We start from the raw sequence: 14,285 nt of genomic DNA on the forward strand, positions 1-14,285 counted from the left end.
CTCTTGCTAAAAAAGACCTGAGTGAATTCAGGCCTCTTTCTCACTTTGATCTTCTTTTTTTGCAAGGTTCGTTAATTCAGCTAGTAAGATATGTTGAGGCATATGAACTAAATGTTCAATTGGCACGTTTAAATGTTCAGCTAATTTTTGTGCAGTTTCTGGTGATAATTGTAGGGGTCTCATGATTCATTCTCTCCTTTATCTAGTAAATAAAGCTCGCTTAGAATTTTCTTTACGGAGCTCGCCGTTTTAATGGCATGTAATCCTTCTCTATCTAACTGAATGGACTTCATTGCAAGATCTGGTCTCATTCCACATACAATGAGCTCTGTCCCAATAAGCGTTAATACATCACGTAGTCTATAGATTCCATCAACTACTTCATCATCAAACGTTTCTAGTCCTGAAAGATCAAGTACCAATGTTTCGGTCTTGAGCTTCACTGTCTCAGACGTAATCTGGCTAAACATTTCCGTAAATCGTTCTCCATCCACTTGTCCAATAAGTGGTAAGACAGCAAGACCATCCAATAAAGGCACAATCGGTGTTGAGATAGACCTGATTTGCTCAAGAGAATGTTTGTACTCATTCTCTGTTAATTTTTGATCCGTTATATCTTTTTGAATGCCAACAAAATAATGTTTATCTTCTTTTTCAAGATAGACCGGGTCTATTGTTAACTCATTCCAGAATGGCTTCCCGTTTTTCTTATAGTTTAGAATTTCAATGGTAATGGATTCTCGTTTTTGAATGGCCTCACGAAGTAATTGCACCGATTCAGGATCTGTGTCTTCGCCTTGTAAAAATCGACAATTGGTTTGTAACGTTTCTTCAACCGTATAACCCGTCATTGACGTGAAGCCTTTACTTACATAGATGATCTCGTTATCGGGTAGATCAGGGTCCGTAACAAGAATGCCCACTCTAGTATAATCAAGGATTTCTACTAATAATTCTGCTTGTTCAATAATCGCTTTCAATGATTAACCCTCCAATTTTCATGGACAAACGTATCTATTTCTAAAGATTAAAAGTCTCGTTCATTGCCTGTAGCATGTCTTTGAAATATAATAAGATACACTAATCGTAACTTTTTTCATAAAGACGGTCAATTTATTTACTTATTAAAGCCTGGAGGGTACAGTCATATGAAACCTATAATCACCGAAGAAGCGCAACAACAAATAAACAAATACGCGAATACAACGGTATATATACATCTAGAAACAACAAATGGAGCGTATGCGACTCACAACAATGCTGACTTCTTTTCAGCAAGTGCTTATATTAGAAATGCGAAAGTTCACATTGAACATGGTAAAATCCTCGGTGAAGGTCCGTATCGAGTAGGACTAAAAATTGATATCGGTTGGGTTTATGCTGAAGGACTTACACATGTTGAAGCTGATCAAGAAGGTCGTCTTTTATTTGCTGGGCATGGAGCTGAAGGAAAACTTGCAGTAGCCCTTCAAATTAGTCAAACACCATTTGAATAATATATTTAGAAAGATAGGAGCGGTTCTAAATGAAACAACAAAAACATGTACTCGTTATTTTCCCTCATCCAGATGATGAAGCCTTTGGCGTATCAGGTACAATTTCAGCATACCGTGCAGCAGGTACACCCGTTACTTATGCCTGCTTAACACTTGGTGAGATGGGACGAAATTTAGGCAATCCCCCTTTTGCAACAAGGGAGTCCCTACCGGAAATCAGAAAAAGTGAATTGCAACAAGCAGCTAAAGCAATGGATATTCAAGATTTGCGTATGATGGGCTTTCGTGACAAAACCATTGAATTTGAAGATGATTCAAAAATGAAACAGATGGTCTTAGATTTAATTGAGGAACTTGACCCATCCCTAGTTATTACCTTTTATCCTGGATACTCTGTTCACCCTGATCATGAAGCCACTGCTCGAGCGGTTGTTTCGGCCTTTGAAGAACTTGAAACCGATAAGCGACCTGAATTATATTGCCTCGCTTTTTCAAATGGACATGAAGATGAAGTGGGCGCGCCAGATGTGATCCATGATGTAAGTGCTTATGCTGAGCAAAAGAAAGATGCGATGCGCGCGCACTTATCCCAAACGGTTTGGATGCTTGCAGATATGGAGCCAAAATGGGAAGCAGGTGTTCAAGAAGCCTTAGCCTGGTTAAACAACGAACGATTTTGGACCTACAAATTTAATGATTAAACAGACGGGGTGTACAGATTGAATCAAGAACGTTCATTACTATTAATAGATGGATTTAACCTTTTAAGCCGGGGATATTTTGCGACCGCCTACGGGAAAGATGAAGCGGATTTGCCAAAAACGGAGGATGGTCTTTATACAAATGGCCTCCGGGTCTTTTGGCAGAAGCTTTTTCAGCTGGTGACAAAACACCAGATCACTCACTTAGCCATTGCATGGGACGTGAAACGTGAGGAAAGTATCCGTAGACTAGAGTTTCCTGATTATAAAGCGACACGCGGAGAATTACCTGAACCGCTTATTCAACAATATCAAACCTGTTTAACGTTAATAGAAGAGCTTGGAATCAAAGAATTGACGACGCCTCCTTATGAGGCCGATGATGCCATTGGCGCGATTGCTGGCATATGGGAACAAGAAGAGTCAGGACCTTGCTATATCTACAGCAATGACAAGGATTTGCTTCAACTACTGAGTCCTCAAACCTCTCAAATTATTGCAAGTAAAAAAGGCGAAGAAACCTACACACTTGAGCACTTTAGGAGTGAGTATGGCATTGAACCAAGTCAGTGGCCTGATGTAAAAGCCTTATTAGGAGATAAAAGTGACAATATCCCAGGATGTGCTGGTATCGGTCCTAAAACGGGACTGCCTTTAATTCAACACTACGGGACCATTGAAGGAATCTATGAAAATATTGATGCACTCGAACCAGAATTCACTCGCTGTTTAAAGAAACTGCACGCAGGCAAAGAAGCCACTCACGTAAGTAAGCAGCTCGCAACCATCATCTGTGAGATTGAAAGTTTAAAAGGAACACAATTTACAGAGTATGAGCTTCGTATCGATGCAGATACGGTGGCTACGGTCCTCAAGCCTTTTTCTATACGAACAAGCTTTCAGCAGCCCCTATTTTAAAAGGGCTGCTTTTTAGCGTTCAGGAACCAGCTTTTTAAATGGCTCGTATAGAAAGCAGCTTAAAAAAATAAAGAGTGGCAAAACACCTAGGATCAATTGTTTAAAGAACAATGTGTTCAGTACCATTAAAATCAAGCCAGATACTAAGGTTACATATTGCGCAAGCAAAATTGGCAGTGCAACGACCTGTTCTCTCTGACAAGAAGGACAACGCACAGTTCGGTTCAGGATACCTTTAAATAATACCTTTCGATAAGGAACTACTATATGACAATGTACACACTCTCGATTAGATGTGCTCAATTAAACTCCCCCAATATGTGTTTCAAATCCAATTATAGCAAACTACTTGATTTCAGTCCTGTAGTCTTTTATAATACTAAAATTGTGAGCGGATTATTTTGTAAGGGAGTGATTGGGTGCCTGCACTGGAACACCGGACGAAAGAGGCAGAATATGTTTGGCCTGAGCAGACAATCAGCGAAAGTGATTATGAACTGATTCGGATGCAACAGAACCTAAAAGAAATTGCCAAAGATCATAAGGTGCTCGGAATTGAGCAGACAAAAGAAGAAAAATGGGTGATTGTGTCTCAAATAGATGATGGTCATACTTGTCAAATTATGATTAATACCTGCACAACTTCCTATCAAGGACATTGGGAATTTGCGATTCAAGCAGAGTATTATGACTCCTATTCTCTTCACATAGATGATATCAAAGGAGAGGAAAATAGAGGATTTGGCAGCATCTGCATGCAGTACCTAAAAGAGCATGCAACCCGCCAAAACATTCAAAACATCACAGGGGACCTAGCCAAACGAGATTGGCAACATCTGGATAGACTCATCTATTTTTATAGAAAGCATGAATTTGAGATTGACGTTAATCACGATCAATACTGCGGTTCTGTCGTAACAACCGTTTAACAAGAAAAAGAAGGGTGCTCCTTCTTTTTTATTTATGTATATGGATTGAGATACATCTCTAAACATTGAGGCTACTTCGCTGGTTAATCCGTCTCTTCTTATGTAAGATTCATGTTCCCACTCGTTAGACTCCCTCTTTGCATATTAGATTCAGCTTTTACCACGTTACCCCTTCTCTTCACACGTTAGATTCAGCTTTTCCCACGTTACTCCTTCTCTTCACACGTTAGACTCAGCTTTTCCCACGTTACTCTTTCTCTTCGCACGTTAGATTCAGTTTTTCCCACGTTACCCCTTCTCTTCGCACGTTAGATTCAGCTTTTCCCACGTTACTCTTTCTCTTCGCACGTTAGATTCAGTTTTTCCCACGTTACCTCTTCTCTTCGCACGTTAGATTCAGCTTTTCCCACGTTACCCCTTTTCTTCGCACGTTAGATTCAGTTTTTCCCACGTTACCCCTTCTCTTCGCACGTTAGATTCAGCTTTTCCCACGTTACTCCTTCTCTTCGCACGTTAGATACAGAATTCCGCTCATTAGACCTTATCTTCACTCGTTAGCCCCCGCTTTCCCCTCGCCACCGCCCACATCTCTAAAAAGCTATTGCCGTTGCGAACATACCTGCTAGGACGACCATACTTGTTATCATTAACCATCTTTCTTCCTTTGTTTGTCTGCTTCCATTCATTATGCATACCCCTTGTCCACTTGGTTTTTACCAAGATACGCGGGGGATGGTGAATTCAGAACAATTTTTTTGAGATGAATGAAGCATAAAATGGAAGGCGATGGAAAACCTATCCTACATACTATTTTTTACTTTGGGGGTTGGATGACGTGGATTGGTTTAGGATGGTACAGCATTTTTGTTCGATCATGGCTTTTGTTTGTTTGATTTTAGTGTATGTGAAAATGGCACGTGAGTCTCGAAAGAAACATGCACATAAAAAAGACAGCTAAATAGCTGTCTTTTGGTGTTATTATAAAGCTTTTTCAATGCTTTCTTGTGTAATGTTCCAATGGGATTCTGTCCATTTTACTTCTCCGTTTTGAAGTAAAAAGATTTGTGGGGATTTGTGTACGACTGCCAGATCTTCAGCAATTTGATTTGATACAGGACGTGATTCAATCACTTTTACAAAAGCAGTTGTTAGTTGTTGTCCTTTTTCTGTTTCTATAAACGCCTGGAATTGCTTATAGGCATCTGCACTGATTGGGCACGATGTACTATGTTTAAATAGTAAAACTGGTTTTTCTGAAGTGGCTGATTCGTGAAGTTCTTTCCACTCTTGTTCGGTTGTTAGCTCTTGTAATTCTGCCATAAAGACCGCCTCCTTAAGTATGTATCGTTGACTATACCGTTTTCCTATCAAAGATTCAATCAATCGGCTTACTTAGTCTGTATAATACATTAAAGCAATCGCACCTGGGCCTGTATGAGTGCTAATAATAGGCGATGTGATATTGATCGCATGAGGAAAATTCCCTGCGATTGATTTTAAAGAATCCAACAATCGATGAGCAAGGCCCTCCGCCTCGATATGGCTGATGCTTACTTTCTTGACTGATTTGCCTTTTGTCGCCTTGGCAAAACCGTCCGTTAAATATTCAATGACCTGTTTATGGGTCCTCATATTTTTGATTGGTGTATACTCTCCATTATCCAGAGAGGCAAGTGGCTTTACCTTAAGCAATGAACCAAGTAAGGCTTTCCCTTTACCAATACGTCCACCCTTCACAAGATAATCAAGAGTATCGACCATAATGAAGAGATGAGATTGATCTCTCACTTCTTGCATACGAGTAAGGATCGCTCCCATTGTCGCTCCATCCTTCGCCATTTGAGCTGCTTCTTCGACTTGGAAGGCAAGAGCTCCTGAAATAAATTCTGAGTCGATGACAAGGACGTTGGCATCTGATTGGCTGGCAGCAAGCTCAGCAGATCTGAATGTCCCGCTCATTTTGGCAGTCATATGAATGGAAAGAATCTCTACTTCAGGATCTTCTCCCTTTAATTGATCATAGAGTTCTTGAAACGAACCAACTGATGGCTGGGAGCTCTTAGGAACATCATTTGAAATCGCAAGTAAATCTACAAATTCCTCTGGGCTTAAATCCACGCCATCCAAATAGCTTTCTCCATTTGCTTGAATCGTTAGAGGTACAACATGTATATCTAATTTTTTTAACATTTCCTCTGGTAAGTCACACGTTGAATCGGTTACAATTTTGATCATCACTATTCTCCTTGGATTGAAAAAGACATTCAAAAGCCTGAATATCAGGCAGATCATACTGCAATGCTGACATTCAGGCTATAATAAGTATAACATCTCATTACCTAGTACTAAAGTAAAACAATTGACAAAACAATGAATTTATTTGCCGATGACAAAACGAATTTCATCGTAGGTGTATTCTTCTGGTAATTCTTCTTTAATAGGACGAAGAAAATCAGACCCAACTCGTTCAGCAGTCTTTAAAATTATTTCTCGTTTCTCTGGTGGAACTAATTCAGCCAGTTTTAGGTCGGTTCCTTCTGACTCAGCACGAATTAAATGATTCACAATGGTTCGCTCAGATAATTCCCGCTGTTGGACAAGCTCTGAAATCGTTGCGCCCTCTTTAAACAATTGGGCTGTCTCTAGATGATTTCCTTTTGACGAAGTTGATTTTGATGCTGTAGGTTTTAGTGTAATATCAACGTCTGGTTTTTGGTCCTTAAATTGTTTAAGTACGTCAATAAAAGCTGCACCATATTTTAGTTTCTTTTGTTCACCAACGCCACTAATAGCCCCAAACTCATCCTCTGTCACAGGAATGTATTTGCTCATTTCCCTTAAGGTTTTATCAGAGAACACCATATAAGGCGGAATACCTGCTTCTGCAGATAGATTCTTCCGCAGATCCCGAAGTTTTGTAAAGACTTCATCTTGTTCTTCAGGTTCCTCTGCTTCCGGCACGAGACGTCTCATTACCTGTTCTTCACCCATTAATACTCGGATAGCTGATTCATTGAGTTGCAAAGTAGGAAACTCTGAATTGGTTCTACCTATATACTCTTCTGCTACTAAATAATCAATGAAAGCTTGTACAGATTTTAACGTTTGGTCTTTTAGTAGCCCGTATGTTGGAAGTTGATCTAGGTTAAACTGCTTAATTTTTTGATTAGAAGAACCTGTAAGCACTTGGGCAATCATCATTTTTCCGTATCGTTCACGCGTACGCTTTACACATGAAAAAACCATTTGCGCTTCCTTTGTACAATCCTGCTTCTCACCATCTTGTAAGCAATTGCTACACCTTCCACAAGGCTCGCCACCTTCTTCTCCAAAATAACGAAGAATCATCAGTTGTAAACAACTTTCTGTGTGGCAATAGGAAATCATTTTCTGCAGTTTAGAGAACTCATTCTGCTTATATTCTTCTGCTGCTTCAGACTGTTCAATAAAAAATTGTTGCGTTCGAATATCCTGTCCACCAAATAGCAGAACACATTCGCCTTTTTCTCCGTCTCGCCCTGCACGTCCTGCTTCCTGGTAATAGGCTTCAATGTTTTTCGGCAAATTATAATGCAGAACATAACGAACATTGGATTTGTTTATGCCCATTCCAAATGCATTCGTGGCAATCATCACTTCCACTCGATCATAGAGAAAGTCATCTTGACTTGATGCTCTTTGTCTATCCGTCATACCGCCGTGGTAAATTCCAGGTTTTCGATTCTTTTTTACTAGAAAGCTTGCAAGCTGTTCTGCCTCTTTTCGAGTGGATACGTAAATAATGCCCGGACTTCCTTGATGACGCTCTGTATAACGCGTCACATAAGCACGCTTATCTACTCCCTTTACCACTTGAAAATGAAGATTACTGCGCGCAAATCCAGTCACTACCGTTTGATCATCTTGAATGGATAGATGCGTCTGTAGATCTTTCTGAACATCTTTTGTAGCTGTGGCTGTTAAGGCCAAAACGACTGGTCGAGTTGGCAAGCCATTCAACCAAGATGCGATCTTCATATAACTTGGTCTGAAATCATGTCCCCATTGCGACATACAATGCGCTTCGTCCACAGCAACCATTGAAACAGTAATGGAAGCCAGTAGATTTTGAAAAGATGGGTTTTCCAAGCGTTCAGGAGCTACATATATAAGTTTATAGCGATTGCTTCGAATGCCTTGAAGACGCTCCTGCTCTTCTTGGGGAGAGAGAGTACTATTAATATAGGTTGATTCGACTCCCACTTCTTTTAGCGCATCTACCTGATCTTTCATTAATGAGATCAATGGAGAAATAACCAACGCCGTTCCTTCAAGCATCATTGCTGGAATCTGATAGCAGATGGATTTCCCTCCACCGGTAGGCATAATTGCGAGAGAATCCTCTCCAGCTAGAACCTGATCTATGACTTTTTGTTGCCCTGGCCGAAATTGATCATAGCCAAACGTTTGCTGCAGGAAGCTGCGGGCACCCTCCTGCGTATAAGGTGATGACAAAAGCAGTATCCCCTTTCTTTTTCTCTATAGTATAGAACAAACGTTCGTAATATTCAAACTTTATTCTAATTCAACTTCTAACAGTTTATCATCTGTATCGTCTGGATTTCCACGACCATCTGTGTTATTTGTTAAAATATATAGCTTATCATCATCAACATATACATCACGGATGCGCCCAAAGTCTTCTACAAAAGTCTCTAATTCCTCGATGTCAGAATCAAAATGATAAACAGCCTCCCCGCGAAGTCCTGCCATATATAGATCATTTTCATGTGCTGTTAATCCAGACGGAGCCCATGTATCATCACCTGAATGAATAACTGGAGCTACCGTATCCTCAGACGTTTCATCTCCTTCGTAATTTGGCCACCCGTAATTTTCACCTGGCTCAATTAAATTAATCTCATCTAATGCCGTTTGCCCATGTTCTGAGCTGTACATGGTCCCATCTTCAATCCAAGCAAGACCCTGTGGGTTACGATGTCCATAGGACCACACATAAGAGTCTTCCATTGGCATATCATCTGCATAGGTTCCATCTAGATTCATCTTTAGAATCTTACCTGCTAAATTATCAACGTCTTGCGACCACTCTGGTTCTTCAGCGTCACCCGTTGTCACATACAGTTCGTCTTCAAATATGGCTAACCTACCTCCATTATGTGTAGGGGCACCAGGAATGCCGCTTAGGAGCTCTTCCTCTTCTATCCACTCATTTCCGTCTCTCACTACTTGAATGACTCGATTTGAAAGTCCTTCACTTGTTTCATAGGTATGATAAATATATGCCTGTTGGTTCGACTCAAAATCAGGGTGAAGAACAAAACCTAATAAACCAGATTCAGCTTGCTGTACAACTTCTTCATTTATTTGCAACGATTGGTCTGTCACGTCTCCATCTTCAATGGCTACTAAGCTTCCATCTCTTTCTGTAAGTAACCATTCATTATTATTTCGTTGCATGGACCACGGTGACTGTAATGAATCAGCTATAATATTTATTTCACCGTCTCCTTCTGCTCCATTGTCCACATTATTTACAGTACCATTATTTTCTTCTCCTGTTTCCATCCCACACGCTGACAGCATGCCAGCCGAAAGTCCAAATATCATTATTTTTCTCATCTCGATCCCCTCCTGTTCTGCCTATTACCTTCATCTAATGTAGGTAAACTCATTTCTTTTCAATTCCCTCCCTACAAAACATGGTTTGCCGTTTACATTGAGCTTTTAAGATTGTAGAATGGACAAGATGGGCGCAATTCGCATAATAAGCGTAACTTCGCTTGTAAAGATAGATTGGAGGCTGTAAATATGATTACTGTTCATAATGTAGGATTACAGTATGGAGACCGCAAGTTGTTTGACGAAGTTAATATTAAATTTTCACCTGGTAACTGTTATGGCTTAATTGGAGCAAATGGAGCTGGAAAGTCTACGTTTCTAAAGATTTTATCTGGAGAAATTGAACCGCAATCTGGTGGTGTAAGCTTGAAGCCTGGTCAGCGTTTAGCTGTGCTAAAGCAGAATCACTTTGAATACGAAGAAGAAGAAGTTCTAAATACAGTTATGATGGGACATCCACGTCTGTATCAAGTCATGCAGGAGAAGAATGCGATTTATATGAAAGAAGAGTTCTCTGACGAAGATGGGATGAAAGCTGCTGAGTTAGAAGGAGAATTTGCTGAGTTAAATGGTTGGGAAGCTGAATCAGAGGCTGCTGTGCTCTTAAAAGGGCTTGGTATTGATGATTCGATCCATTACAAAAAGCTTGCTGACCTAACTGGTTCAGAGCGCGTAAAAGTTTTGCTTGCTCAAGCACTTTTCGGTGAACCTGACGTTCTTCTACTAGATGAGCCTACTAACCACTTGGATCTTCAAGCGATTCAATGGCTTGAAGACTTCTTAATTAATTTTGAGAATACAGTAGTGGTTGTATCCCATGACCGTCACTTCTTAAACAATGTCTGTACCCACATTGCCGATCTTGATTTCAGTAAGATCCAAGTGTATGTAGGTAACTATGACTTCTGGTATGAGTCTAGTCAGCTTGCATTAAAAATGGCACAAGACAATAACAAGAAAAAAGAAGAAAAGATTAAAGAATTACAAGGCTTTGTTGCCCGTTTTAGTGCAAACGCATCGAAGTCAAAGCAAGCAACTTCAAGAAAAAAATTGCTTGATAAAATTGAACTAGATGATATTAAACCTTCTTCTAGGAAATATCCATATGTTCACTTCACACCAGAGCGTGAAGTCGGTAACGATTTGCTGCGTGTAGAGAATCTTTCTAAAACCATTGATGGAGTCAAAGTATTAAACAACATCAGCTTCACAATGAACAAAGATGATAAGATTGCGCTTGTTGGTACACACGAAACAGCAAAAACAACGTTATTTAAGATTTTGACTGGAGAGATGGAGCCGGATTCTGGTAGTTACAAATGGGGAATTACGACAACTCAGTCATACTTCCCGAAAGATAACTCTAGCTTCTTTGAAGGCAATCAAGATTCTATCCTTGATTGGTTACGACAGTACTCTCCTCAGGATGATAGCGACACATTCCTACGTGGTTTCCTTGGCCGTATGTTGTTCTCAGGTGAGGAAGTTCACAAGAAAGCTAATGTTCTTTCAGGTGGAGAGAAAGTTCGTTGTATGCTCTCTAAAATGATGCTAAGTGGTGCTAATGTTCTCTTACTTGATGAACCAACCAACCACTTAGACCTTGAGTCGATTACAGCTGTCAATAATGGTTTGATTAACTACAAAGGGTCAATGATTTTTGCATCACATGACCAACAATTTATTCGTACCATCTCTAATCGTATTATTGAATTTACAGATGAAGGCTTGATTGACAAAGAAATTTCATACGAAGAATATTTAAAAGAAAGAGCATAAGATAAAAAAAGCAGTCCCTTCACCTGGGACTGCTTTTTTTCGATCTCAATTATTATCTCTATTCTTTCACAGCACCCTCTGCAACACCCGCCATAAATTGACGGCTGAAGATGATAAAGATCACGATTAACGTTCCAGCCATGATCATGGCATAATTGGTATCATACACGCCATTTAATTGTGCAAGCATTACTTGCAGCGTGCACCCTTCCATGAAATATTAACGTTCACAAAAATATTTCTTAAAGATACTTTCAAAAAGGTTGGACGTACAAGTTTTTTTATATTAAAATGAAACCGATTACAATAAAAATACTGGAGGCCTATCCATGAAACATATTACCATTAATAATGTTACCCAACCAATTAGTTCCCTTATCATGGGATCTGATTATTTTACACCCGATAATCAAGAAAAGGTTAATAGTGTGATAGATTCCTTTATCGACATAGGTGGTAATACAATTGATACAGCCTTTATTTATGCTGGTGGACAAAGTGAAGCCGCTATTGGAAACTGGATAGATCAAGGAAATAGAGGTCGTATTAATGTCTGGACTAAAGGCGGTCATCCGAATCAAAATGGACATACAATTAATCGAGATGAACTTCAAGAGCAATTGAAGGTAAGTCTAGATCGACTAAAATCTGAGAGTGTAGAACTTTATGCCCTACATAGAGACGATCCTACTGTACGTGTAGAGGATATTCTTGAATGGCTGAATGAACATGTACAATCGAAACGCATCCAAGCATTCGGTGCTTCAAACTGGTCTGTAGAACGTTTAGAGGAAGCAAATACGTATGCAGAAAAAAATGGTTTGGCTGGATTCTCTTTTTCAAGTCCTAACTTAAGTTTAGCTAAGGCAAAAGAACCTTATTGGCCTGGATGTGTCAGTGTGAATCAACAAATGATCAACTGGCATGAGAAATCTCAGTTACCTCTATTCTCTTGGTCTTCTCAAGCAAGAGGTTTCTTTACTGGACGTTTCACACGAGATAATTTAGAGAACGAAGACTTGGTCCGTGTTTTTTATAATGATGAGAACTGGGAACGTTACGATCGTGCCGAAAAGCTTGCATCTGAAAAAGGATGCAGTCTCATAGAAATTGCATTGGCCTATGTATTGAATCAAAAGTTCCCAACAGGTGCGATTATCGGACCACAAAATCGTGAGGAATTACAATCTTGCGGTGAGGGTGCCAAGATTACATTAACAACCGAAGAAGTTGCTTGGATTAATTTAAATTCGTAATAGAATAAAAGTTAAAGTTACTAGACCACAACCTAAGTGTATTTTATGTGCTTAATAAAACATGTAAAAGTCAATCAGATGATATCACTAAACAAGCGGACGAAAATGGAGGGCGACACCTGCGCGATTAAAAAGAGTCCCCTGAAAAAGTTAGCTAAAAATAAGCTCATAAGCACCGCTCCAGGAGAAACCTACGCTTTCCACGGGAACGGCCTCAGCCACTGAAGTGGAAGGGCGCCCCTTCAATGTCTTCAGACTCGTTCTGTTCCGTAGGAGTCTTCGGTTTCTCCTTCCGCTACTGTCCTGATCCACCAAATGACGACCATTCCTTTTAAGAATAGTCGTCGTTTTGGTATGACTAGCTCTTTTTACACCTGATTCTTCTTCAAATTTGATAAGAATCTTAACTAACTATTGATCCTTTTTCAGTGGGCTCAATAAAAAGGTATTCAACTAACCGCGGTAAGCGTGCCTCCATTTTCGGGAGCGATAGTGAAGAACCAATATTCATGTAGAAGGGCCGAACAATGACGTCATCAGACAAATCATTGTTCGGCCCTTCTTGTGATTTAAAAAGCTATTATCCCTGCTACCTTAATTTATGGCTTTATCAGGTTCAGACACACCTTTTCTATATTTCCGCAACCAATAGACACCGATAATGAAAACCGCTGCTACCACAACATAACTCAACGTTTCGAGTATATTTTGTATTTGTCCAATTGCCTGTCCAAAAAAGTAGCCGATTGAAAAATAAAGAGTAACCCATACGGCTGCTGAAGTGAAGCCATAGATCGCAAACCTTCCATATGAGATAGATGACGCCCCTATTCCAAGCGGTACAGCATGACGAATAAACGGGATAAAATAACTAATTGTTAATGCTTTTATCCCCTTTTGATTAATGATCTCTCTGCTATGTTCTACTGTATGCTTCCACTTTCCTGATATCCTTTTACTTTTATGTGAAAATCGATCCATCCGAGTACCGATTATATACCAAATCGTTCCATGAACAAGGACTGCTGAGTAGATAACTATAAAAGCAGGAAGAATGTCTAAAAACGTTGCGGTAACAAGCCATCCGCCCGTCATTAGCAAGACTTCATTAGGTACAGGAAAAATGAATAGTCCAACGACACAACTGACAAATAACGCTATATAGCCATAATGGGAAACCCATTCAATCATTCCAGCTGTTAATTCCATTGGTTTCATCTCCTTAAAGATGATAGTACCCTATTTCAGATTTAGAAAACCTTTCCACGCAAAAAAGAGCGACATTTTTTACTGTCACTCTTTCGCTAAAAAGATGTTCCAATCGAATCAACCTTTAAAGTATTCCTTGTAATACCCACCTATTTTGCCTGTGTTATCAATGACAAAATAAAATTCTTCTGTCTCATTTTTCAAAGGATACGTTTTTCCGGCCGTGAGCGCACGATTAACCATATATTTCTTGGCATCCGTATGTACACATGTCAGTTCACGAATCGTTTCAGATGTTTCCCAGTTGTGATGAATCATATTCATAAAATCCTTTCCATAGATAAAATAGAGAAGCTGAATAAATCAGCTTCTCTC

Annotated in this window: 16 protein-coding genes; 6 read left to right on the forward strand and 10 right to left on the reverse strand. The window is 39.7% G+C overall.

The window, feature by feature from the left end; genetic code table 11:
* Positions 1-27: 27 nt before the first annotated feature.
* Positions 28-183: a YycC family protein gene (locus J2S05_RS04695; RefSeq protein ID WP_306980342.1), complete on the reverse strand. Its 156-nt coding sequence runs from the start codon at positions 181-183 to the stop codon at positions 28-30.
* Complete coding sequence (locus J2S05_RS04700) at positions 180-980, reverse strand: YtvA family blue-light photoreceptor (RefSeq protein WP_306980344.1); 801 nt, start codon at positions 978-980, stop codon at positions 180-182. The genes J2S05_RS04695 and J2S05_RS04700 overlap by 4 nt, the downstream gene beginning before the upstream one ends.
* 168 nt (positions 981-1,148) lie before the next feature.
* Here J2S05_RS04700 and J2S05_RS04705 point away from each other — a divergent pair, with 168 nt between their 5' ends.
* From J2S05_RS04705 to J2S05_RS04715, 3 genes are read left to right on the forward strand one after another with little or no spacing between them, the layout of a single operon-like run.
* Entirely contained in the window at positions 1,149-1,496 is a 348-nt protein-coding gene (locus tag J2S05_RS04705) for a YojF family protein (protein WP_306980346.1), read from the forward strand.
* 29 nt (positions 1,497-1,525) lie between these two features.
* Entirely contained in the window at positions 1,526-2,197 is a 672-nt protein-coding gene (bshB2, locus tag J2S05_RS04710) for a bacillithiol biosynthesis deacetylase BshB2 (protein ID WP_306980349.1), read from the forward strand.
* 9 nt (positions 2,198-2,206) lie between these two features.
* Positions 2,207-3,115 carry a 5'-3' exonuclease gene (locus J2S05_RS04715; RefSeq protein ID WP_370873601.1) on the forward strand — a complete coding sequence of 303 codons (909 nt, stop codon included), beginning with the start codon at positions 2,207-2,209 and terminating at the stop codon, positions 3,113-3,115.
* A gap of 12 nt (positions 3,116-3,127) precedes the next feature.
* On the opposite strand, the gene J2S05_RS04720 is transcribed toward J2S05_RS04715, so the two are convergent.
* On the reverse strand, positions 3,128-3,418 hold the full coding sequence (locus J2S05_RS04720) for a hypothetical protein (protein WP_306980354.1): 291 nt from the start codon (positions 3,416-3,418) through the stop codon (positions 3,128-3,130).
* Between the two features lie 116 nt (positions 3,419-3,534).
* Between J2S05_RS04720 and J2S05_RS04725 the strand changes: the two genes are divergently transcribed.
* Positions 3,535-4,044 carry a hypothetical protein gene (locus J2S05_RS04725; protein ID WP_306980355.1) on the forward strand — a complete coding sequence of 170 codons (510 nt, stop codon included), beginning with the start codon at positions 3,535-3,537 and terminating at the stop codon, positions 4,042-4,044.
* A gap of 978 nt (positions 4,045-5,022) precedes the next feature.
* Here J2S05_RS04725 and ytxJ read toward each other — a convergent pair.
* The 4 genes from ytxJ to J2S05_RS04745 form a co-directional block, all read right to left on the reverse strand.
* Positions 5,023-5,364, reverse strand: coding sequence for a bacillithiol system redox-active protein YtxJ (ytxJ, locus tag J2S05_RS04730; RefSeq protein WP_306980357.1), 342 nt, complete (start codon positions 5,362-5,364; stop codon positions 5,023-5,025).
* Between the two features lie 72 nt (positions 5,365-5,436).
* Positions 5,437-6,285, reverse strand: a complete 849-nt coding sequence (locus J2S05_RS04735) for a DegV family protein (protein WP_306981098.1) — start codon at positions 6,283-6,285, stop codon at positions 5,437-5,439.
* 135 nt (positions 6,286-6,420) lie between these two features.
* Entirely contained in the window at positions 6,421-8,538 is a 2,118-nt protein-coding gene (recQ, locus tag J2S05_RS04740) for a DNA helicase RecQ (RefSeq protein WP_306980359.1), read from the reverse strand.
* 60 nt (positions 8,539-8,598) lie between these two features.
* Entirely contained in the window at positions 8,599-9,666 is a 1,068-nt protein-coding gene (locus J2S05_RS04745; RefSeq protein WP_306980361.1) for a PQQ-dependent sugar dehydrogenase, read from the reverse strand.
* Between the two features lie 189 nt (positions 9,667-9,855).
* Between J2S05_RS04745 and J2S05_RS04750 the strand changes: the two genes are divergently transcribed.
* Entirely contained in the window at positions 9,856-11,445 is a 1,590-nt protein-coding gene (locus tag J2S05_RS04750) for an ABC-F family ATP-binding cassette domain-containing protein (protein WP_306980363.1), read from the forward strand.
* 58 nt (positions 11,446-11,503) lie between these two features.
* Here J2S05_RS04750 and J2S05_RS04755 read toward each other — a convergent pair whose 3' ends face one another.
* The gene (locus J2S05_RS04755) at positions 11,504-11,635 is read right to left on the reverse strand and encodes a hypothetical protein (RefSeq protein ID WP_306980365.1); all 132 of its coding nucleotides are present in this window, start codon (positions 11,633-11,635) and stop codon (positions 11,504-11,506) included.
* 139 nt (positions 11,636-11,774) lie between these two features.
* Here J2S05_RS04755 and J2S05_RS04760 point away from each other — a divergent pair, with 139 nt between their 5' ends.
* A complete protein-coding gene (locus tag J2S05_RS04760; protein WP_306980366.1) occupies positions 11,775-12,701 on the forward strand; it encodes an aldo/keto reductase in 927 nt (308 codons plus the stop codon).
* A gap of 594 nt (positions 12,702-13,295) precedes the next feature.
* Here the strand turns inward: J2S05_RS04760 and J2S05_RS04765 are convergent.
* Both J2S05_RS04765 and J2S05_RS04770 read right to left on the reverse strand, forming a co-directional pair.
* On the reverse strand, positions 13,296-13,910 hold the full coding sequence (locus J2S05_RS04765; RefSeq protein ID WP_306980367.1) for a DedA family protein: 615 nt from the start codon (positions 13,908-13,910) through the stop codon (positions 13,296-13,298).
* A gap of 117 nt (positions 13,911-14,027) precedes the next feature.
* A complete protein-coding gene (locus J2S05_RS04770; protein ID WP_306980369.1) occupies positions 14,028-14,228 on the reverse strand; it encodes a DUF6501 family protein in 201 nt (66 codons plus the stop codon).
* Positions 14,229-14,285: the final 57 nt, after the last annotated feature.

The sequence above is a fragment of the Alkalicoccobacillus murimartini genome, from assembly GCF_030813245.1.
GTDB lineage: Bacteria > Bacillota > Bacilli > Bacillales > Bacillaceae_D > Alkalicoccobacillus > Alkalicoccobacillus murimartini.

Bases quoted from the DNA above. Each gene is read 5' to 3' on its own strand.
- bshB2 (WP_306980349.1), top strand. From the start codon at position 1,526: ATGAAACAACAAAAACATGTACTCGTTATTTTCCCTCATCCAGATGAT.
- J2S05_RS04695 (WP_306980342.1), bottom strand. From the start codon at position 183: ATGAGACCCCTACAATTATCACCAGAAACTGCACAAAAATTAGCTGAA.
- ytxJ (WP_306980357.1), bottom strand. From the start codon at position 5,364: ATGGCAGAATTACAAGAGCTAACAACCGAACAAGAGTGGAAAGAACTT.
- J2S05_RS04760 (WP_306980366.1), top strand. From the start codon at position 11,775: ATGAAACATATTACCATTAATAATGTTACCCAACCAATTAGTTCCCTT.
- J2S05_RS04765 (WP_306980367.1), bottom strand. From the start codon at position 13,910: ATGGAATTAACAGCTGGAATGATTGAATGGGTTTCCCATTATGGCTAT.
- J2S05_RS04755 (WP_306980365.1), bottom strand. From the start codon at position 11,635: ATGCTTGCACAATTAAATGGCGTGTATGATACCAATTATGCCATGATC.
- J2S05_RS04750 (WP_306980363.1), top strand. From the start codon at position 9,856: ATGATTACTGTTCATAATGTAGGATTACAGTATGGAGACCGCAAGTTG.
- J2S05_RS04745 (WP_306980361.1), bottom strand. From the start codon at position 9,666: ATGAGAAAAATAATGATATTTGGACTTTCGGCTGGCATGCTGTCAGCG.
- J2S05_RS04770 (WP_306980369.1), bottom strand. From the start codon at position 14,228: ATGATTCATCACAACTGGGAAACATCTGAAACGATTCGTGAACTGACA.
- J2S05_RS04705 (WP_306980346.1), top strand. From the start codon at position 1,149: ATGAAACCTATAATCACCGAAGAAGCGCAACAACAAATAAACAAATAC.